Here is a 22258-nt window from a genome sequence, read left to right as displayed (position 1 = left end):
CCAGTTGAACTTTTGAAAATATTTTGAGACAGAAAACCGCATTGTATTATGTTTTTATCTACAATCTTGGAGAAAGTTATACAGGATTATCACCGCCTAAAAGCATCCCATCAATCGCAGAGATTGAAAATATTTAGCAGATGTTCTTTTACCATATCCTTTTACTGAGATTTTTCCGTTCACATCAATAACATCAGCATCAACAGGAATATTTACCCCAGCAAAATTCATTTGAGCAGCACGTTCAATTAATCGCTCTCCTGTAAAAAGCTTTCCAGTTTTTGGGTCAATTTGTTGAGATGTGCTGTTTAGTAATGTAGTAATGTCAGCTTCAATTAAAGTCTGTTGTTCAACAGGTGAAAAATACTGCATCATGTCCTCACCAGTAACTTGTTCACCAGCATCTAATTTTGCAAGAAACTCTGCACCACCAGATTTACTTGAGATAATCTTTCGCACGTCTGGACGATATGACATAAACTGCATTGCACCCAGTCCTCGACCACAATTACCAGATGAGTCACATACATAATTACCGACTAAATTGTAATCTTTTTCGAGACTAGAAAAAGCAGAACTGAAAGCATCAATATTAGTTCCTGATGAGTGAATATTTTTGCAATCTCCTTTGATTGTAGGCAGTAAAATAGATAATTTATTTGTTAAATTAGGAGATTGTTTAAATCTAAATCCACTACTCTTTAAGCCTGTGGGTGTGGAGACTGAATTAGAGCTTTCCCCTGTAATTAAACCTAAAAATATAGATTCTTTCTCTTTGAAAGTCATGAATGGTACTGGCCCAATAAAATAGGGAGTACAGCCCAAATCTACAAAAGTTTTCCGCATACAAACTCGGAAGAATAAAGCTTGAGAAATCATGCCATCTACTTCTGAGATATCCCAAACTGCAACTTTAAAAGCATCACCAAATAGATGACGACCTGTGGGTTCTTTACCTCCATTAACTGAAGCGAGAATACCTTTACCACCCTTAACTAATTGATATTTACCACTAACCCAGGCTTTACCTGAAACCGCAGATGAACCAGATAATTCTATGTGGGCGCAATCTTTTTGACATGGTACAGCGAAGCCTTCTTTATTACTACCAGAGATTGTGCGTTTACGCTGTTGTTCGTCGGTTGCAAAAGCAATATCAACAATGCCCACATTTGCACCTACAGCATTAATCGGATTAGGAAATTGAGAAAAAGGTACATCAGCTAATCCTGGTATCTCATTAATATACACACCTTGCCATTTCTCAAATGCACCAATCGGCGTTTCTACTAAGCCAGGGATAGAATCTAAGCTGTAAGATGTCAAGTTTAAAGATGCAAACTGTAATTTTCCTAAATGGGGAGATTGTTGGAGTAAGGTTTCTATTGTTTGATTGGAATCAAAGGATGTTCCTAATTTTTGAGCTAATAAATCCAAAATAGGTTTAACTTCAGAAATTGGTGTGTTTTTTAAATCAGGAATAGCATCACTCAAACTTTCCAAAGTTTGAAACTTCATTGCGCCAAATTTATCTAAATCAACTTCACTTAAATCCAAATTAACAGTTTGGGCAATATCATTGAGTGAGAAATTTTGGAGTTTGAAAGAATCCTGAAAGTCACCTAGCATCATGTAAGAATCAGGTGTCTGACCAGCATCCCAACTCCGCGAAGGATCATATCCTAACTTTTCTACTACACCAGCAGGTGCTTGAAAAGAACCAGATTCGGCAATTGCTGGCATATTTGCAAAGGTCATTTGATTCCAATTAGGCAGACGAGTATTTTGCCAATTAATTGTAGGAATTTCAGTTGATTTTAACTGAGAGTTTGATACTCCTGACTGCGGTGATGCAACTAAAACTGCACCAGAAATCAAGATAGTCAAACTTAATCCTGAGACGAAACTAAAAGTATTCAGTAATTTCATTGTCTTAATCTCAAATACTATTGGAAGAATTGGATTGATTTACTAAACCCTGCCTTGAACTATTCATTGGAGTAGTTTTTCCCAGTTCTATCAGTCGATTAACTAACTGCAAACTAATACCAGCTTTACGAGCAGCACTGGATACTGATTCTCCTGATTTCACACTTATTAAAAAATTCGCAATTCGCTGGTACAAGCGAGATTTAGGTAAAATTAAACGTTTTTGTTGGGCAATCTCTAGCCCTCGACTCATAACCTGTAAATTTTGATATTGCGGTACTAGTTCTCTAATTTCAGGTTCTTCTGGGGTGTTAGGCGTGACCTCGATTGTGTGATATTTAGGTCGTGTATTAGCTGTAGCAACCCGAAATAAATACACTCGTCGCCCAGAGTTACCTTTTGCTACTACTGTCAGCAGGCTACTATTCATTTTCGGCAACTGCGGCATATCTATTGGGTTGATTCGTCGCAGATGTAATACTGTTGCCCCTAGAGAGTTACACTCACGTCCTAAGCCTGACAAACAACCATCAACATCAAGAGAAGCGATCGCTGGGTTATCTAACCAAACTTTCTCTACTATCTCTCCACTGGAAATAAAGGAAATATTAACTCCATACCCTGGTGACAATTCAATTAGAGGTATTTCACTTCCACTATGACCAGTGGCGGTATCTACTGAAATACGTCGCAGTCCTTGAGGAGTTTGACTGAAATCGGGGGTTTCATTAGCAACTACTGGTAGAAAGGAAGTAGCAAAAGTTAACACGGTAGAGATGGAAGCGGTTACAGTCAAATTTTGCAGAAAAACTTTCATAGGAATCATACTGAATCAGTGTTCAAAGTTGAAAAGATTGGTTGACAAATACTTGAATGTCTGAGCCTGCTCGGACGTGCCAAACTTCTTTTCGTTGTTGGATTTCTGAGAGCGATCGCTTATTGCGTTCTAAAATTTGTTCGGTAAGGGGTTCAAATCCTCCTGACAAAACTGCACCCAAGATATTGGGGCTACCTCGTCTAGTGGAAGAATAAGTTGTTGTACCACCAAAACCAGTGGAAGTTGAATATTGTTCTTCTTGAGGTTGATTGAGTACCTTTCCCACTTTAGCCAGCGAACCAACTACAAATGTTTCTGCATCGTGTGAAGCAATTTCAGCACTTTTATCATTCCACTTTGATGCCATTAATGGTCGGCCAGAATTACCGCGAATAGTAATTGTCCCCGGCGGTAACACATACTCCTTACCATCAATTACAATCTGAGTTGCTTCCAGTTGCACCAGCCCTGATTCATCAATGTTTTGTACATGAACAACAACTTGAGTACCTGTTGGTAAACTAACAAAACCATCATCTTCAGTTAGCGGTTCAACAAGCTGGACAATAAACTTGTCTGCTTGAGTTGGAGTTCCTGATTTTGCATCAGTATTATTAGTTGAATTTTGACCCCAAATTAACGGAGTAATTAACTTTCCAGATGCAGTTGCACCTACTGTTAGCTGCCTCACAGGTACATTTGTAATAATTGCATTTTCTTCTGCGTAAAGTGGTTCTGGAGAATTGGCAGTTTCAACAATTGTGTTAGCAACAGCTAAAACTGGAGTGGCACGAGGGATTGTGATTGGTGAATTTACTTGTTCATTAGTTACAGTATTTACAACACTATTATTTGGTTGTTCAGGAGTTTGGGTTGCCAATACGGTATTAGTCGCAATTTCACTACTGCCATAACTTCCCAATTGGTTGATTCTTGCCCATTGTTGTATCGGGTCAATTTGCTCTGTGCGAGGAAGTGATTCTGCCCTATTTATAGGCGGTGCTACAGGAGGGGCTACAACTCTATTAACAGAAGGTGCTGATATAGTGTTTATAGCTGGTCGAGGCCGAGAAACTGTAGCAAAACGAGGTACATAAGATTCTCTTGGTATTCCTTGACGAGGGACATAAGCAACCTGAACGGGACGAGAAACTGCTGCTGGAGGTACATCAGGCGGAGTCTGGTTGAAAGTAGCTTGTTTATTCAACTCATCCCTAGTTTGGTGATTAGGTTTGACTACAGAAGTTTTGGGACTTTTAGAACTTTCTAAAGATTTAATTTTTTCTACTTGACTTCCTATCGCCAATTCAGCTTTTAGTTTTCCTGTTTCTGCTTCTGAGGGTTTTAGATTATCTGCAAGTTCTACTTTGGGTTGAGCAGCATTTTGATCAACAATTTTGGGTGTAGCTTTTGGTCTACCGGAGATAATACTATTTAAAAAAGTAGCTCCCACACCAAAAACCACCAACAATCCTAAGCCTACTGCACCAAATTTAGAAAATGGATTACTGGCAAAGTTTTGTTGTGTTTTACCCAGTTGAGGATCATCAAATAAATCATGAGGTGCTATGACATTTTGCGGAGATATTTGAGCTTTATTTTCGATATTTTCTACATCAGAAGTTGTTTCATTTCCCGTTTCATGTACTTCTGATTGATTGGTTGAATTCATCTCAGGATACACATAACCCAGTAATCGCGCTAGACTTTCTTCATTCCAAGCATCATCAATTTGTTCATCAGATTGTTGCTCTGATTTTGGGTAAGTCGTGTTACCGTTTTCTTCCCACTCAAGAATATTTGTAGATGTTTTCCCATTTTGATACTCAGGCATTACAGATTCTCCTGTGGCAAATCTCTTATTGCATAAATTTCTAAACCGCTTGCTCTTACCTGATAAATTGCTGCTGCTAATCCATCAATTGTTGTGGGGAGTTCAGGAGCTTCAACGGCTTGTACAAAGATTTCTTTATTAAAGGGAATTACTTCTCCCAAATTATTTCGTTGGTCAAATATAGTCAGGTTAGCAATCATTTTGACTTTCCACTTACCCTCAGCGATTTTGATGGGAGGTTGGATAGAAAGCGGAACTAAAACTACTTGTGTTGTTCCCTTAAAAACTCCAGGAGGCGTGATTTCAGCTACTATTTGCAAAAATTCTTTGCGGAAGTCTTCCGATAAAGCATGAGATGCCTGCCATGCTGAAAAAGTTACTTTACCGCGTCCGTTATTTAAAGAGCGAACATCTATTCCAGGGTCAGGTTTAGGTTTGGTAGCTTCTTCTACTGTAGTTGGTGGTAGTGTTCCTGACCAATTCATCATCAAAGTCATCGTATCAGAAACAAAATGTAAAATAACTTGAGGAGTACGTTCTAAACTACCTATTGGGGCTACTTTAATTGATTTTCCTGTCTCTAATTGCACTAATGATGGCGGTGCTTTTTTACTCAATTGTGAGTAGGAACTATAGAGGAGGAATAATACAAAAAAGGTAATAAGATGTAGCCCGAAAGTACCTACAGTAAATAAGGCTAAAGTGTCACCAGTCGAAAATCTTGTGGATGCAGAATTTAAAAATCGTAATCGTTTTCTTTCTACATTTCGTGAATTTAGATGTTTATCAGAAATAGTCATAAGCTATCCCTCTATTTAATAAGTACAAGAAATAGGCAATCATGATTCAAGTTTGGAAGAACGGATATATCATTTGATTTGCCGGGATTTTTACGTGCATAAACACACGTTGGAGTATTGGTGCTTGCACAATGCGACTGATGAAGAGGAAGATAGTGATAATCCTGAGTGGGTATTTGCAGTAACGCCTATCATGCGTAAAATTTGGAATTCATGCCAACAAAGTTAGTTGATTAAAACTTTTTAACCATCCTCGTAACTACAGAAGAAAGCCCCAAACTGGCAACACTGGAGAAACTTCTAAAAATCGCCACACCGCCACCCGCAGCTAAAACAACAGATAAAATTGGCGCGAGAATACCAATAGCAAAAGCAAAAATCATGGGGTCGTTATTATCAGCATTCAGCACCATTGTGGCGACTAACCCAGAAATAATATTGAAACAAAGTTTGATCATGCCCACGGAGAAGAAGCCAGTTAACCATGCAAAAATGGCTTTTTGACCAACGGGAAGTAATGAACCTCCTACGGCTAAAGGCCCTAACAGTGCAGTCAGCAGCATGGAAACTTCAACTATCCATTGAAAAGCGATGCCAAATGCCAGTAACCAACCGCGCAAGGTTAACTGAAAAATATTGGTGTTAAAAATTTCGCCAATACCTTTTAACCAACCAGGGCGATTATCAGTTTGAGCTTCAATTTCTTGGGCTTGCCGAGAAGCATTTTGCAAACACTCAGCTTGTTGAGTCGGATCGGCGATCGCATCACACTGAACCATTAATGCTTGTATTGCATCTGCGTTACCAGTCTTGAGCATGACTTTTTGATATGCTTCTTGTAGCTGGATGGAGGAAGAAGTGGTTGTTAGTAGAGTGTTGTTGGTGTCATTAATGATGGCTCTCAATCCTTTGGTGGCGATCGCCAGGGGTTGAGCATTGTTGGCCAGCAAGACTATCACTACTATGGGCCAAATCATTTCGGAGAAGGCTTTTGAGTCATCACCATCCACCATTTCCCGCGTCCATTGGACGATAAAAATCAGCAACGTGCCAACCGCAAAGAAAACTCCGAGATTGGCGATCGCACTGTACAACCCACCGCCCAGTACGTCATCCCAAAGTTTCTCCATTGCTTGCGCGACTGCTTCACTGGCGGCTGCACCATCTTGAGTAATGGTCGAAGCTGCTTGTCCTGGATTAGCAGTTTGGGTTTGAGCTAAAGTTAATCCCCATTTCCACAATTGGAATGACATAGCGGAGTTCTCCTTGTACTAAAACAGTCGTGCTTGCGCCGCTATCCGTAAGTTGTTAAAACCTTGATCTACCGTTTGTTTTTGATGCGCTTGTTTTTGACCGTCTAAAGAACGGGAAATATTAGTCAAGTTGAGGTTAGCCAAATTTTGAGACTGCTGTAACTTGAATCCATCAGTTCGCATTGCTCCTAAAATCCCTGCGGTTTGGGTATTTTGTTGGGCAATTCGCTTCATGACATTTTGAGTGACAACTTCATCTTGAGCAGCCGTAGCATCTGTGTAAACTTGTGCAACTGAATTGTGGGTTGTTTCTACTTGCTCTTTCGTGTGTTGTTGACCTAGTTTACTGAGAGTGGTGTCCGCTTCCACACGGGTAATTTGCCGATCAATTTCATTTGTGGTTCGTTCAGCTACATTGATGGCACTATCTGAAACAGCTGCGCTATCCTCAACTTCTTCTCTGGCTTCGTTAGCATCTGGTAAGCCCAATACACCAATTGCTGTAGTAATCGCAGTTTGTAAATCTCTCCCTAAGAACTTTGTCAAAGGTTTCAGTTTTTGAGCAAGGCTGGAAGTATCTTGAGTAAAAGGATTTGATTGCTGTTGCCATTGTTCAAAGAATTTTAACGAAGCATTATCTTTGAAAATTGAAAATGCTTGAGCGTTAGTAAATCCGATTGTAGAGATGGCGATCGCTCCAATAACGGTAACTGTAGTTCGCTTAATTTTGTTCATTATCACTCCTACTTGTTTTGAGTGCTGAGTGCTGAGTCCTGAGTTTTGAGTGCTGAGTGCTGAGTCCTGAGTTTTGAGTGCTGAGTTTTGAGTGCTGAGTGCTGAGTTTTGAGTGCTGAGTCTTGAGTTTTGAGTCCTGAATTCTGAGTCTTGAGTTCGGTACTCACGACTTTTCATTTAATTTCGACCAATTGCTTGGATAACTCTGTCAAAGCCACAAATTTATCGGGATACTGAGATAAAGCCGCAGTTCTTTGCTGTTGTTCTTCAGGATTATTGGCGACTGCTGCCAATAAATTAAAAGCAGGATAGTAACGGCAGAAAGTAAAAATTCCGTTATCATCCAACAGCCATTGAGAATAAACACCTTCCTTTTTAGGGAAAAAACTTTCTGTAGCGTTGCGAGAAATGATTTCTGGCGGGTATTTCAAAATGTTCGCAAAACTATCAACAGCCGTAGGTTGGATGCGTCCAATCAGGCGAGTGGTGAGGTTTTGGAAAATCTTCGCCCCAGAAGGAGATTGAGCTATAGTATCAGGGTCTTGAGCAGATAAAATTACTCGGATTCCGGCTTTTGCTCCGTTGGCACACAGTCTACCCACTAGTGCAGCGATTGAATCGTATTCAAACAGGATAGGACTTTCATCAATAAAAAACACGCTTGCCGGGGCTGCTAATGCTCGACGCAAAGCTGCACTATATGCACTTAAGCTTAAAATTGCAGCATCGTCGTCATTGGATAAGTTACGCAGGGCAAAGATTAATAGATGTGCATCACTGCGAAAGGTGGAAGGTTTAGCTAGAGCTTGTCCTACCCTACTAGAAAGCCAAAATCGCAACCTTAACTTTATGGTTTCCAGGGCTGTTTTGATATCGCCTGTTAAAGAATCTAACTGCAACCGTTCATGAGAACAAAAACTTAAGAAGTCTTGCAGGGTAGGCATCGCCAGCCATTCTTGTGAGCCAAAACCATGAATGTAAGCGGCAGCATAGCGATCGCGTATTAATTCATCGCTGAAAAAAGCCTTTAATGCTAAAGCAATGATGGAACGTATAGCGTCGGTGAGTGTTTGCGAGACATTGGTTACACCCCGGCGCGTACCTACGACCATTGCCAGTATTGCAGTCGCCAGAAAATCTTTGTAATCCTCAAATCGTTCTTGCTGCAACTTGGTTGGTAGAGAACGTAAATTAGGCAACTCAAATAAATTACTGGATTCTTTACCAATATCGAAGTAAGCTCCATCGTTACCCATAAATTGGGTGTAATCAGTAAAGGTGCTGCGCCCATCTGGTTTGGGATAGTCCATTGCTACTACGGGCATTCCGTGCGCTAAAGCTTGGGTGATGATGCCTGATGCTAAGACGCTTTTACCTGCACGGGTGGTAGCGAATAGCCCCAAGTTCTTGTGTTGGGTGTACAAATTGAGAAATACTGGCGTTCCTCCTTCTTCCGCAATTAATTCCAAACCCTGATCATCTTTAGCTTGAGTTCGTACTAATGGCATGAACCCAGGTACTTCACCACTCAGGTAAACTAGCCTTCGGTTAAAAGGAACAGTCATCAGGCGTTCCCAAGTGATGGGAATAGTCTGCAACCACATACGCCACGGATATTCAGTTTCGCGGACTACCCAGGCTGGACGCAAAAAACAAGACTGCAAATACCGACAAGCTTCATCTAATTGTTCACGGGATGACCGATGTACCAAAAACACGACCGCAGTGTGAATAGGAACAGCACCTTCATACAGTTCTTCTTGAGCAGCAATTGACTTTTTGATATTGACTAAAGACTTAACATCAACAGAATTTTTTTCATTTGCCAAAACCGCATTTGTATTCGCCTGTTTGGTTAGACGTTGCATATTGGTTTTGACTAAAGTTTCGTTAGCCCGCATCAATTGGCAGTAAATTTCGGTGTCATACACCCGTTCTCTGGATAAAATTTCCCAGAGATAGCGCATCTGGTGTTCCTTATCTGTCCAACCACCGGGTTTATCGACAAAGGTTAGCGCGCCGATGTATTTGCCCAGTAAGTGTACCCAACGCCGATCTGCAATGGGAATTGATGATTCAGATTCCATTAACATGGAAGTAGGCGCAACTTCTGAGTAAATTTCTTCGCGTAGTCCCTCCTCATCTAAAATCAAAAGTTGGGGAATTGGTCGCGGTGGAGTTGAGTTGAAACGCTGCCAGAGAATTGCCCAAAGTTCGTCTGCATCGTAAGGGCGGATATTTAACCCCATTTTGTTGGCAAGCAATTGTTCCCAAAGTTGAAAGCCATCAGTAAAAGATGCGTGCAACAGGCGTTCAATGCGAAGAAACTGCAATTCGTTGATTTCGCCGGTGAAAGATTTCCATGAACGTTCTAGTTTTGAGAGCAATTTTTCTATGACATCGCTAGTGCCAGTGGTATCTGATTCTACTGTATAGGTACAGTACAAGCGCAGGGTCTTGGGTTTACGGATACCTAGTTTCGTTAACTCTTGGGTACGACAACGCTCTCCCATCAGAAGATATTGTAGTTCTTTGTTGGGTGAGCGATCGCTCAAGTTCTTGAGTTGTTGCTGTCGTAAACTATCGTCAGTAAACGAACTTAAATGTATGGTCAGTCGTTCACCCTCTGGCAAATCTTTCAAACCTGACTCAATAGCATCAAAAACTGGGTCAACTTGTTCAGTACGCAACGTCGAGTGAATTCCGGCGCATTCAAACCCGAAGTGAATCATAAAGTTGTTAGTACCTTTACGCAGTACGTAAGCACCAACCGAGCGTCCTTGAAGGTTAATCTGCAACATTGTGCAGAGTGCCAAAGCATCTTCTAGAGGTGTTAACCGAACTTTGCGTTCTCCATTATCAACAATGCGTTTACCAACTTTTGACTTCACTGAAATATCACCTCCTTAACCAAGAGCAGAAGCTCAAATTTCTATCCTGACTATTTTCTAAATTTCAAAACCTGAAATGGTATTCCAATTTGCGGTAGTTTGAACCTGCTTTATGAAGTAAAAAATCGTCCGAGACAGAATTTATAAAAGATAAACTCAGCTTCTCTTTTCTATTTATCAGAAGATAAAAAGGTAAAACAAGCGTGGAATTGTCGGCGTACTCCTTTGAGGAAGCAAGCTACGCTGTCTTCGTCTCGTAGAGAAATAATCCTTGTTTGTGTTATTGGGAAGGTAAAACAAGCGTGGAATGGTGGGTTAACTTCCGACTTCCGATTTCATTTATTATGTTCTGCTTCTGTCTTTCTGCTTTCTACCTTTTTTTCTAGTATTGGGCTGCAAAATTGGTTGATACAGCGTACGTACTCGCGTCCAATTAGGAGTAGCTAAAAACTTCGATAAAATTCTCCAAGCTCCGTTAGCAGTCAGCACCCACCAAGTTGACATTCCCCAAATTGCCAGAGCTAGAGTCCAAACCCAGTTAAGTCTTAAAAATCCATGAAACAAGTAATAGGAAAGTCCAGAAATTACTACCCAAGGAATTAATTGGTCTGCTGGGAATGGCCCAATGTTGGGCTGCTTACCAATAGTCGCGTTAACAGTGCGTGCTTTGGATTTAGTATCATTCATTTTCGACCTCAAGTAGTCGTACCACCACTGCCAATAATTAAATTCGCCAATATATCACCCACAGTCACCGCGATGAGAATAATCATTGGTGTTCGGGCTAAATTCTGCCAATCTTCGTCTTGGCGAGCTGATTGTATGACTCTTACTAAAGAAATTCCCAAGTAAATCAAAAACAAGCCCCGCAGTACGTTAAATACTAGAGGAATAGCTTCACCAGCACCCGAAAAGTTGGATGTCATCCAAGTTTGTGCATTTTGAAAGAACTGTGCTTTTGCGGGAGTTGATAAAGCATCTAACAATGAAAAAGTTCCGAGCGTTATCAATGCAGGCGTAGTGAATTTATAGCGTCGATTTAACTTAGTAACAAAATTCAGCAGCCCATTTAATTCACGCCGCCAAATAATTACTGCTGTCCCTAATGTTGTCAAAGCGAATGTTAAACAACTTAAGGGACTGTGGTTGATGATGATATCCACAACCATTACTACATTTGTAGTAATTACTAAGGGATATAGATTAGAGGAATGCTTATGATTGTAGAGTTCTGGATACAGCTTGATTGAAGACATAGAAAATTACAACAACTAAGTTTCCTATATCTTTAATAACTTGTAGACATCTTAATGCTAATCGACCAAGTGTAAGAAACTAATCTCTTGTTACTTTACAGAAATTTCTTTATATTTCCAGAAAATTTTATTACTAGATTTAATTTTTAATTGTGTAAGCATACATAAAATATATGATTCTATGTATTCCTAAGATTAGGCTTAATCAGCAATAAATGTAATTATACTTAAATCTATATTTTTAAATAATACAGAGTTTTTGCGTAGTCTACACAAAAACGTAACTCTACCAATAGATAGAGAACATCCATAAGACTATCCAGTTGAGCTAACGGGACTTAAACATTTTTGAGGCATAAACAAGTCTCAAACCCATGCAGAGCAAAGAAAATACACCAAACATTCAAAAATGATTGAAGCCTAACTTTCTATAAATTGGCAAAATTACTACCTGCACATGAGCAAAAGCCAACTTTAGGAACACCAAAAGCTAGTGCAAGTTTCTTGCACGCCAAGATTTAACAGAGATGTGTATGAGGTAATACCTAACATCGACTTTACCTAATTCTTTATTGTCTGGTTATTGGCTATTGCAAAAAACATCTGTTGTCATCCTGTAAAAGAATGACCATTGGGATAAAATTTCACTCCTGAGCAAGAAGCTCTTCAATTTGAGCTAAGAGTGCTTCTAGATGATTCCACTTGTGGTGGTCTTCCCAAACTCGTGTTTGCTTAACTCGGCGGATTGTTCCCTCTAAACGCTCTTTTCGCTCGTTAGTATCAGAGGTTGGAAGTTGAGCTTTGAGCCGCGATTGAATTTGAGTTAGAGAAAGATTTTCACTAATGGCAGCTTTCAGTAGTTCCTGACGTAGAGTTTCATCTTTGAGGCGAGCAATTACTTTGGCTTTTGTATAAGCGATCTTTCCTTGACGCAACTCTGCCAACACATCATCAGGCAGGTTGAGTAACGGTAAACGATTTTTCACAAAGGATTCCCATGTCATTAGCCCCAAACTGGTGAAGGTTTCTTCAACTAATTGAGCTTCTGGGTTAGGCATAACGTTATGCCTAAATTCATCATTTTTATCTGCTGCGTTCTTCATTTTATAAAGCAAAGGAGTTATATCGTCAACATTACCCCCCAAACGCAGTGCTAAAAGTTGTAAGATTCCTTCTGTTTCTTCTACCGGGTTCAAATCTTCACGGCAGAGGTTTTCAATTAGAGAAAGCTGCATAGCTTCCTCATCGTTTAGTTCTCGGATAACAACTGGCACTTCAGTTAAATTAACCTCTTTCGCTGCTCGATAGCGTCTTTCGCCAGCTACTAGCTCGTATTTGTTATCTGGGAGCAGACGAACCAAAAGCGGTTGTAGAATTCCGTGCTGTCGCACTGATTCTACTAATTCTTGCATAGCTTGGGGATCAAAGTAACGCCTGGGCTGCTGTGGTGGTAAACAGATTGCTTCGATAGAAACTATTTCTGCTACTGGTTGAGATTCTCCAAACAGAATATCTAAAGTCTTCATTTGTTGATAAGGGCGATCGCGCCTGCTACTCATGACAGTTTCTCCAAGCTTTTAGCAATTTGTTTGAGTATAGGCACAGCAGGATTTTTTCGGTTATATACAGCCAAAGGTACATGGTCTTCCGATGCGTCGGCAAAGGCGGTAGAACGGGGTATTGCTGGATAAACAACACCTACTTTCGCTAATTGCTGCTGTATTGCTTCTAAAGTACGAGCATCTTGAACGTTCCGACCATCGTACATAGTAGGGATAAACCCAGCGATCGCCAGTTTCCGATTAGGACGCGATCTCACCCGTGCTACCGTACTCAACAATAATTCAGTACCACAAAATGCCTTGTATTGAGTTTGAATTGGGACAAGCACATGAGTTGCTGCCACTAAGCTGATATAACTTAAAAGCCCCAAACTAGGTGGACAGTCTATGAGGATGAAATCGTATTGGCTAATTACTGGCTCTAAAGCGTCCTTGAGCCGGATATCCCGCATATCCGCCATTACCAGTTCTAATTCAGCAGCACTCAAGTTGATATTGGCAGGAACTAAATCGACCCCATGAATTTTAGAGTGAATAGGTAGAGGTGAAGAATGCAAAATCGCATCATAAACAGTCTGCTTGAGTGAAGTAGGGTCTACACCCATGAAAGTAGTTAATGAACCTTGAGGGTCCATATCTATCAAAAGCACTTGGTTTTTAAGCTCTTGCAGATGGTAGGCGAGGTTCATGGCTAGACTCGATTTACCTACACCGCCAGATTGATTAAATAGTGTAATTATCCGATTCAATTGAATTTTCCCCGACAAAACAGTATTTACGTAAAAGATAAAGTGCTTAGTACAACAATAAAGCCCTTTGTTAACTAATGAATAACGGTTGTGTGAGAAAAGTCATTTAAGTACAGAAAATCAATCTTACATCAGACTTTTGTTGTAACCATAGCAACAACCTGGGCAATAAAAAGGAGTCAGAATACAGGAGTCAGAATACAGAATACTCTACCCGTAAAGGGATAGAGTTTTAATTAGGAAGAATATTTTGATTTTTTTTCGCCCACTAGGGACGTTAGCGTAGCGGGACGTAGTACGCTTTTAAACCAATATTCGCCACCTAGTTGGACTCCAATTCATGCTGATTTCTGACTCCTGATTTCTGAATTCTGTTCGATAAATTATATTTAGCTGCACCACTGTTAAACTACTGTTGGGTGCAGATATTCTCTGAGATTCAACACAAGGTCTGTTATCCTCATTTGCACTCAGCTAGTGACTGTTAATCAGTAGATGAGGCTTCTTACAAAATCAAACTAGACTAAAATTTTGCTTCTACACTTACTTTATAAGTGTTTCATCAATTAGGTTTTTATTCAACTGATTCAGCGATAAGCTCCCATCACCGTAGGCGATGGCGTTCCGCCCACCATCGGTGATCGCAACGCTCAATATTGTTTATTAACCTGATTCAGTATCCTTCTAATAAGCAATTCTCAAGCTGTGGAGCTAACTTATAAAACTTTAAGTAACTGCATTGTATCTGTAGCCTCACGACTGTTATTCAAAAAAATATCTGCAATTAGCTTTAAAACTTCAGCTTGTTCTTCAGGAGGTGCTTGAGCAATTAGCGATCGCAAGCTAGTTCCAGGCTTTTGACCAAACAACTCAGATAAGTACCACACCCTAGCTTCTACTGGAACAGCTAAAAGTAAAGCTATCAGTTTTGATGCTCCTAAATCCGCCTTCCCTCGGCGAAAGCGGGACAACATGACCTCAGAAACTTTAGCCTGTTCAGCAGTTGTTTTCGCTTCTAAATGGAAACGATTCATCATCTCATCGAATAACTGCTGATAGCGTTGAGTTTTTTCTGATACAAAACTTTGCATTGCTTTGTTAATTATACTTAAGTTTAACGGTTATACTATTTGATGTTTGATGAAATAACAACTCTCATGTATTTACTTATCTTACCAAACTCTTGCTAGGAGTGCGTTTTCTTAGAGATATCTTTAATCTTTAAACCACTAGCATAACCATCAAATGAACGCCTTGTCACGACTGAATATAAAAATTCGTTGACGAAAGGTTAATGATTGACATCTCCAAAATCAGCCTTTATCCAACAGATAAAGGTGAAATTTCTTCTTGCCATTTGAATTACTAGAACTGTGACACAACAAACTTCAAAAATTCAGGGACGTTTCTACCCACTTCAGCATGAAGAATGGCTGAAAGCCTGCCGTGAACTTACACCAGCACAAAGAGATGTCCTCTACTACATCCGAACCATTGACCCTTATAACCAAGGGATTGACATTAATGCTGCCGAGGTAGCCCGTCAGCTATCAGCACCAGAGAGAATAGTCCACAGGCAAACTGTAAGCCGCGCTCTCAAGGAATTAGACGCAAAGGGATTCATTGATCTAGAGCTATTACAAGTCAGAACCAAAGTGAGGCCAAAGGGATTATGGTGCAATGACATACCCGAATTTATGGGAGACACCGATGGTGTAGCGACACACCCAAGGTGTGATGACGCACCAATGGTGTGTGGAGACACCGATGGTGTAGCGACACACCCAAGGTGTGATGACACACCGAGCGCGATCGCTACGCACCATGCGCGATCGTCACGCACCACGGTGGATCATGACGCACCATGCGCGATCGCTACGCACCATGCGGAGTCTGAAAGCCTTATGGAGAAAGAACTTCAAAACCCTAAGATTAATAAGAAGTATTTAGAATTTATAAAGACTCTCTCAGAGGACGAGCGAGCGAATTTTTTGAACTTCTGTGAGCAATTAACTGCAAATCTCAGTCAACCAGTCAACGACATTGAAGCTTGGTTGGCTCATCAGAATAAGGCTGGACAAAATCGCTGGGAAGTTTATTACAAGAAATTCTTGGCTTGGCAAGAAACACAATCCAAAAAATCTCAAAGCAGCCGCAGTAGTCAAATGATGAAAAAGTTTCAGGAAGAAATTGAGCAACAGAGACAGCAAGCTATGGAAAATTACGGCAAACAAACATAAATCAGTGACTAACCCAGAAAATTCAAGATAGAAAAACAGCTTGAGTGGCCTAATATCAAATCCAGAAGTAAGAGGTAGAGTAAGTGATCGCCTCATGGCAAAAGTTTTATCCAATGAAATTGAAATCTCAAATTGCTTATGGCTGAAGAACTAAGTTTTCAAGGGTTAGGTAATAACCGCCTACCACCCCAAAACATTGAAGCGGAAGAGGCGATTTTGGGCGGAATCATGCTAGACCCAGAAGCAATCAGCAGGATTTGCGATCGTCTAATTCCAGAAGCCTTTTACATCACCGCCCACAAAGATATTTATCAAGCAGCACTGCGTCTTTTCAGCCAAAGTAAACCAACCGACTTGCTTACAGTCACTAACTGGCTTACTGACCACGACTTGTTAACTCGCATTGGTGGGAGAAATAAATTAGCAACTTTGGTAGACCGCACAGTGTCAGCAATTAACATTGACGCTTTAGCAGGACTAGTAATGGAAAAATACCTGCGGCGACAGTTAATTAAAGCTGGCAATGAAATTGTGCATCTAGGTTATGAGACTGAAAAAGATTTACCAATTGTCTTAGATCAGGCAGAGCAAAAGGTTTTTCAGCTATCTAATCAAACTATTACTTCCAACACAGAACACAACAGCACGATTAATATTGCTGCTTATGAGGAGTTAGATTCCGATAATCCCATCTACCCCACAGGACTTCATGAACTTGATAATTTAATGCTGGGATTTGAAGATGGCACACTTACCATAGTCGGAGGTAGGCCATCAATGGGAAAATCTTTTATCGCGCTGTTTCTGGCACTCCAAATGATACTGCTCCACAATTTACCTGTGGCTATCTTCTCCCTGGAGATGACAAAAAAGCAGTTGGAGTACAGATTATGGAGTTTAATGAGTGTCACAGATGCTTACAAGCATTTAGATTTAATACCACTGAGGAGCGATCGCATCCGCAGACATCGCTCAGGTAATCAACCTTTAGAAGACTGGGAATTCGCCAGCATTGCCAAAATTGTAGGGATTGCCTCAGAATTGCCACTATACATGAATGATTCAAGGGGCATTACTGTTTCGGGAATTGCTTCGGAATGCCGTCAAGTAAAAGCCAAGGAAGGAAAATTGGGGTTGGTGATAGTCGATTACTTGCAAATGATGGCAGAAGACTCTGGAGGCAACCGCAGTTATGAACTAGGAGATGTGGCCAGGGGACTTTACAAAATGGCCGGTGACTTAAACGTCCCCGTCTTAGCACTGTCTCAAATATCTAGAGGAGTAGAAAGTAGGCAGAATAAACGTCCGATGATGAGTGATCTTAGCCAGTCAGGAATTTTAGAAATGGTTGCAGACAATATTATTCTCGCTTACAGGGATGAGTACTATAACCCAGATACTACAGACCCAGGAATTCTAGAACTAATCATGGCGAAGTCACGGCATGGTGATACTGGCACAGCAGCCGTTTTCTTTGACAAGACCTATGGAGTTCTCAAAAACCTTGATTCATATTCAAGAGTGCTAAGTACTGAGTAACCCGATAGATAAATCTAGGAGATTGAACTAAAGACGTATTATTTCTTGCGGTACGCATCTCTAAATAAATATTTTTTTATTTTTCTATACCCAGAGTCTTAAGGCTATCACTGCTGCTGCAAATTGGCACGTATTTTTTCAAGAAATGTTGAGTGTTTTAAAATTAGAAATCATGCGATAACGTAACAAAGAAAAGAAGTAATTCATACAGTAAGAAAAAGTTTCTACATTGTAAGTGGAGACGCAGAGATTACGCCATTTTTTTATAAGTTTTAACGGTTTCCATTAATTCGCCTCCACATTGTAAGTGGAGACAAAACCCTTCATGATGGCTGATACCCGCCTTTCTGCTGTTTCCATTAATTCGCCTCCACATTGTAAGTGGAGACGCGGATCAAGTCTTGCGTGGGGATGTTTTGGCTGTTTCCATTAATTCGCCTCCACATTGTAAGTGGAGACATTCGCCGCCTTCTAGGTACTCGTCAAACTCCCCTTGATGTTTCCATTAATTCGCCTCCACATTGTAAGTGGAGACTTCAGTTTCCCGCACAGACACCACGGTAGTTTATTTGAGTGTTTCCATTAATTCGCCTCCACATTGTAAGTGGAGACCCAACGAAAAATTAAACTCACATAAATAGTTTCACTGTTTCCATTAATTCGCCTCCACATTGTAAGTGGAGACCTGAAGAAATCCAACAGTTAATCACTAGCACTCTTGAGTTTCCATTAATTCGCCTCCACATTGTAAGTGGAGACTTACCAAAATACGGGGATGCTGTTGGTACTCAGGGTTTCCATTAATTCGCCTCCACATTGTAAGTGGAGACCTAGCAGCAGCAACACCAACCGCGTCAGTTTCATCGTTTCCATTAATTCGCCTCCACATTGTAAGTGGAGACGTTGGCGCTTAGAGGGGAGCAATGATTTTTCTGTTTCCATTAATTCGCCTCCACATTGTAAGTGGAGACCAATTAAAGCAGCCGGGAAAATTCTCTGGGCTTTCTGTTTCCATTAATTCGCCTCCACATTGTAAGTGGAGACATTATTTGGGCTGGGATGAATTCAGGCAACGTGTTTCCATTAATTCGCCTCCACATTGTAAGTGGAGACCCAATATTGCATCGGGGTCTTCTGATAAAATACTTCTGTTTCCATTAATTCGCCTCCACATTGTAAGTGGAGACATTTTGCTGATGGCAGCAGTGGAGGAATTATTGGTTTCCATTAATTCGCCTCCACATTGTAAGTGGAGACAAGATATTCAAAATCACTTCAATAGAAATCCACTGTTTCCATTAATTCGCCTCCACATTGTAAGTGGAGACTTAGTCTTGTCGGCGCACAAGGTTCAGGTAAAACGTTTCCATTAATTCGCCTCCACATTGTAAGTGGAGACTGCCGGGGCTTGAAAGCCTTGTGATGAAGGACTTACAGCGCCTGTTTTCGTCAACCTCACTTAAAAGTACTGTTTCAACCATCGTCTGTCAAGTTTTTAATTGAATAAAAATACTGCAAAAGTATATGGGGCAATCATTTCCAGATTTTCGTCGATCTCATTTTTAAGGGAATCGCTCAAAGGCTTTTGTACCAGAGGTTTCACCCTAAAATTTAGATGACTCCAAAAAACACCTATAGATCCGCGAAAATTTCCTTTGACTTTTGACGTTTTACCAACGGATCTGTCTGTCCCTGACAAATCCAAGCTCCCCAATAAAAAGGATGTTTTAGGGGTGTGTCATCTTCTTGACAATTAATTTTACTATCTACAGTTAATTCTTGCACATCTAACAATGTCTTTAATACTTCCAAACCTAAAGCAGACTGCTGCAATTCTTTAACTGTGATTTTTCGGATATAATTTTGAGCATCTTGTAACGCTTGTACACGACCCATCGCAGACTGCAAGTTATCAAAAAAACGCTCCATGAGTAAAGCAGTCACTTTATCAGGAACTGGCCATAAGCTCATCACCAGAGTTTTTGTACCCGCCACTGCAAAAGCGCGACGTAATCCAAATACACCTTCGCCAATTTTAATATCTCCTCTAGCAGTATCGCAGGCAGAAAGAACCGTTAATTCATTTGCCCACAAATCCAAACTGGCAATATCTTGAGAAAACACAAAACCTTTACCAGCATTTTTGGGGAGATTTCCCCCAGATAACCAAGTGTTAGCACCTGCTAAGGCTAATCCAGAACGCATCATGGGATTTTCCACCTCATTTATTCGCAGGCGTTCCATGCTCAACAGATGACGCTGATTATTTACTGGTTTTGACTCAGAGTTAGGTAAAAATAAGCCGTGAGTAGCAATCAGCATAATATTAGGACATAGGCTGGTTGTCAAACGTGTTTCTAGCGCGTCTGCACCTAAATGTAATTGTGCATCTGGAAGTTTTTTCGCCACACTCTCGCCTAAAAACCGTGTACCAGGAGCGCGAAGCAATTTTGTTCCTGTCAGCAAATCGTTGAGCAAACTTTTTTCCCGCTCCCCAGTCCCCAGTCCCCAATTCCCAGTCCCGCTTAAATCAAAATCAGGATCAGCAATAATTAGTGGTGCAGAGATAGAGTTTGTGGGCGACTGAACTTGAGGACGGAGAATTTCTCTGGCAGTACTGAGATAACTGATAGTATACTCATCCATTAATAGACGTGATCCTGCAACATCAACAGGTAATATCTGAAATGGCACTAAGTTTAAGTTACTATCAGGTGCAATAATGAGATGTCTGCAACCTTGCACTAAATCACGAATGGGTGCAAACAGTGCTTGACTAAGTTGAATCGCTGCTATGGGGTGATAGGGTTTAATTTGTAGCTTTGGGGTTTGACTATTTTTACTCCAAGCTAACGTTGGCTGAGTGTAGTCGGATGCTTGTAAGCGAAACTCCTGAATCAGTTGATCAATGGTTGCAGCTGCTTCTAAGTCTACCATCTGTACTGTATCTGGTTGTCCAGCTCTGAAAACAAAGACTAAGTACCGGGATGGATACCATTGAGTTTCACCGTTTGCGGCAATTGCTGGAAAATCAAACACATCGAAGCGGACAAATTCTAGCAAAATTGAGTTAGGTGGTAATACTTTGGCGATCGCCTGACGATCAAAGTTTAGCTCAGATAATTGAATTTCTGGTACTTGCAGTGCTAGTTGTTTTTGCAAGTAATTATATTGAGCTTGTAATCGGGCTAAATTTTCCCGGTAATTTGGCAACTCCTGGACTCTCATAGCTCCAGTTTGAGGAACAGAAAAAGTTAATTGGATTAGTTGGGTATTTAAATCACGTAACTGACTCAGCTGGGCTTGTAGTTGGGGATAGCGTCCACTATAGAGTGCAGCGTTTTGAGCTGCTAGGGCTGATGCAGTCAGGGCTTTACGTTGGAGAATAAAATCAAATGCTGCAAGTTTAGAACTGTCTGAGTGAGATAAGTGACCATATACTAGAGAAAGGAATAAGTCGAAATCTTTGCGGATTTTTTGGGGAGCATCCACTTTTGGAAGATATACAGGTTCTGGGAGAATATAACAACAGATAAAACAGTGTGGATGACTTACCATGAACCAGGATAAACAAGAAAGAATCAAAGCCTGTTTACAAGAATTGTCAACACTACTGTATGAAGAAGCAGATAAAAGTAAGCTGACAGACCTCGAAAGTATAGAAAAAACAGTTCGGAGTCAAATATTAGAACTAGTCAGTCCAGAAATAGCCCTTTTTTTATCGAACAAAAAACTGGAACAAAAGTAGGTAAAACCAGGAAAATTAAAAGCTTAGTGGGGGAACTGACTCTTAAAGCCAAACAGTTACAGAAACTGGGTTTGAAGCCAAGAACCCGGTTAAGTCCATTACTTCAAAAGTGTTGTTTAAGGCTGTCAGCTAACGAATCATACCAAAAAGCAGAAATTGAAGTTGAGGCATTGACAGGAGTCAAAGTGGGTCACTCAACGCAACAAAAATTAGTGCTGTCACAAGATTTTCAACTACCATTTGCAAAACAAGCAGTTTCAGAAGTCAGTGTAGATGGAGGAAAAGTCCGACTCAGAGGTAAACCGAAAGCAGGCTGTTACTGGCGAGACTATAAAACCGTTCGTCTGCAAGGGATTTACTATGGTGCGTTTTTTGATGACAACCAATCATTAGTTGATTATGTCAATAGCCAACGTCTGGTTAACCCGTTAGTGTGCTTGGGGGATGGTCATGATGGCGTGTGGAATCTAGTCAAAGAGTTTGGTAAAACAGAAAATTTTGAGCGTTGGGAAATCTTGGATTGGTATCACCTCAAAGAAAATCTCTATAAAGTTGGTGGTTCTTTAAAACGGCTTAAAGCTGCTGAAACGCTGTTATGGCAAGGTCAGATAGAAGAAACTCAAGCTTTATTTCTTCATTGCCGAGGTAAACAAGCGAAGAACTTCATTGCTTATCTTGAAAAACATCGCTCTCGTCTTGTCAATTATGCCTATTACCAGGCTGAACAACTTTGTTCTATTGGTTCTGGCGCAGTTGAATCTGCTATTAAACAAATTGGTGCGAGGATTAAAATTTCTGGCGCACAGTGGAATGTTGATAGTGTTAATCACATCCTCTCTATTCGTTGTGCTTATCTCAATGGTTTATTAGCTATTTGAGTCTTTCTGCCAAAAGTGGATGCTCCC

15 protein-coding genes, 1 pseudogene and 1 CRISPR repeat array are annotated in these 22258 nt (G+C 40.6%); of the genes and pseudogenes, 3 read left to right on the top strand and 13 right to left on the bottom strand.

Annotated elements, in window-relative coordinates; all coding sequences use genetic code 11:
* Window positions 1-96: 96 nt before the first annotated feature.
* The 12 genes from FD725_RS30470 to FD725_RS30415 all read right to left on the bottom strand — a co-directional run bounded on the left by FD725_RS30470 (window position 97) and on the right by FD725_RS30415 (window position 14917).
* Window positions 97-1929 carry a hypothetical protein gene (locus tag FD725_RS30470; protein WP_179051932.1) on the bottom strand — a complete coding sequence of 611 codons (1833 nt, stop codon included), beginning with the start codon at window positions 1927-1929 and terminating at the stop codon, window positions 97-99.
* Between the two features lie 10 nt (window positions 1930-1939).
* A complete protein-coding gene (locus FD725_RS30465; protein WP_179051931.1) occupies window positions 1940-2746 on the bottom strand; it encodes a hypothetical protein in 807 nt (268 codons plus the stop codon).
* Between the two features lie 22 nt (window positions 2747-2768).
* A complete protein-coding gene (locus FD725_RS30460) occupies window positions 2769-4580 on the bottom strand; it encodes a TrbI/VirB10 family protein (RefSeq protein ID WP_179051930.1) in 1812 nt (603 codons plus the stop codon).
* Window positions 4580-5380, bottom strand: coding sequence for a hypothetical protein (locus tag FD725_RS30455; RefSeq protein WP_179051929.1), 801 nt, complete (start codon window positions 5378-5380; stop codon window positions 4580-4582). The genes FD725_RS30460 and FD725_RS30455 overlap by 1 nt, the downstream gene beginning before the upstream one ends.
* Before the next feature lie 233 nt (window positions 5381-5613).
* Window positions 5614-6633 carry a hypothetical protein gene (locus FD725_RS30450; protein ID WP_179051928.1) on the bottom strand — a complete coding sequence of 340 codons (1020 nt, stop codon included), beginning with the start codon at window positions 6631-6633 and terminating at the stop codon, window positions 5614-5616.
* An 18-nt stretch (window positions 6634-6651) separates the two neighbouring features.
* Window positions 6652-7368, bottom strand: a complete 717-nt coding sequence (locus FD725_RS30445) for a hypothetical protein (RefSeq protein WP_179051927.1) — start codon at window positions 7366-7368, stop codon at window positions 6652-6654.
* A gap of 173 nt (window positions 7369-7541) precedes the next feature.
* On the bottom strand, window positions 7542-10265 hold the full coding sequence (locus FD725_RS30440) for a hypothetical protein (RefSeq protein ID WP_179051997.1): 2724 nt from the start codon (window positions 10263-10265) through the stop codon (window positions 7542-7544).
* 336 nt (window positions 10266-10601) lie between these two features.
* The gene (locus FD725_RS30435) at window positions 10602-10946 is read right to left on the bottom strand and encodes a hypothetical protein (protein WP_179051926.1); all 345 of its coding nucleotides are present in this window, start codon (window positions 10944-10946) and stop codon (window positions 10602-10604) included.
* Between the two features lie 8 nt (window positions 10947-10954).
* A complete protein-coding gene (locus FD725_RS30430; protein WP_179051925.1) occupies window positions 10955-11515 on the bottom strand; it encodes a hypothetical protein in 561 nt (186 codons plus the stop codon).
* A gap of 644 nt (window positions 11516-12159) precedes the next feature.
* Window positions 12160-13074 (bottom strand): ParB/RepB/Spo0J family partition protein, encoded by a 915-nt coding sequence (locus FD725_RS30425; protein ID WP_179051924.1) that lies wholly within the window; start codon window positions 13072-13074, stop codon window positions 12160-12162.
* Entirely contained in the window at window positions 13071-13826 is a 756-nt protein-coding gene (locus FD725_RS30420) for a ParA family protein (protein ID WP_179051923.1), read from the bottom strand. The genes FD725_RS30425 and FD725_RS30420 overlap by 4 nt, the downstream gene beginning before the upstream one ends.
* A 716-nt stretch (window positions 13827-14542) precedes the next feature.
* Entirely contained in the window at window positions 14543-14917 is a 375-nt protein-coding gene (locus FD725_RS30415; protein ID WP_179051922.1) for an XRE family transcriptional regulator, read from the bottom strand.
* 282 nt (window positions 14918-15199) lie between these two features.
* On the opposite strand from FD725_RS30415, the gene FD725_RS30410 reads away from it, so the two are divergent.
* Window positions 15200-16066: a helix-turn-helix domain-containing protein gene (locus FD725_RS30410; RefSeq protein WP_179051921.1), complete on the top strand. Its 867-nt coding sequence runs from the start codon at window positions 15200-15202 to the stop codon at window positions 16064-16066.
* A 138-nt stretch (window positions 16067-16204) separates the two neighbouring features.
* Window positions 16205-17605 carry a replicative DNA helicase gene (gene dnaB, locus FD725_RS30405; RefSeq protein WP_179051920.1) on the top strand — a complete coding sequence of 467 codons (1401 nt, stop codon included), beginning with the start codon at window positions 16205-16207 and terminating at the stop codon, window positions 17603-17605.
* A 206-nt stretch (window positions 17606-17811) separates the two neighbouring features.
* Window positions 17812-19004: direct repeats of the CRISPR family, unit length 37 nt; unit sequence GTTTCCATTAATTCGCCTCCACATTGTAAGTGGAGAC.
* 233 nt (window positions 19005-19237) lie between these two features.
* Here dnaB and FD725_RS30400 read toward each other — a convergent pair.
* Window positions 19238-21085: pseudogene (locus FD725_RS30400) on the bottom strand (CHAT domain-containing protein); the annotation flags it as partial.
* A 76-nt stretch (window positions 21086-21161) separates the two neighbouring features.
* On the opposite strand from FD725_RS30400, the gene FD725_RS30395 reads away from it, so the two are divergent.
* Window positions 21162-22231 (top strand): ISKra4 family transposase gene (locus FD725_RS30395; RefSeq protein WP_179047673.1). Its coding sequence is split into 2 segments (ribosomal slippage): window positions 21162-21318 and window positions 21318-22231, totalling 1071 coding nucleotides; the frame shifts between segments, so codons are not numbered across the junction.
* The last annotated feature ends 27 nt before the right edge of the window (window positions 22232-22258 follow it).

The sequence above is a fragment of the Nostoc sp. TCL26-01 genome (assembly GCF_013393945.1).
In the GTDB taxonomy this organism is placed as follows: domain Bacteria; phylum Cyanobacteriota; class Cyanobacteriia; order Cyanobacteriales; family Nostocaceae; genus Trichormus.
This window is presented reverse-complemented; position numbering and strand designations above follow the sequence as displayed.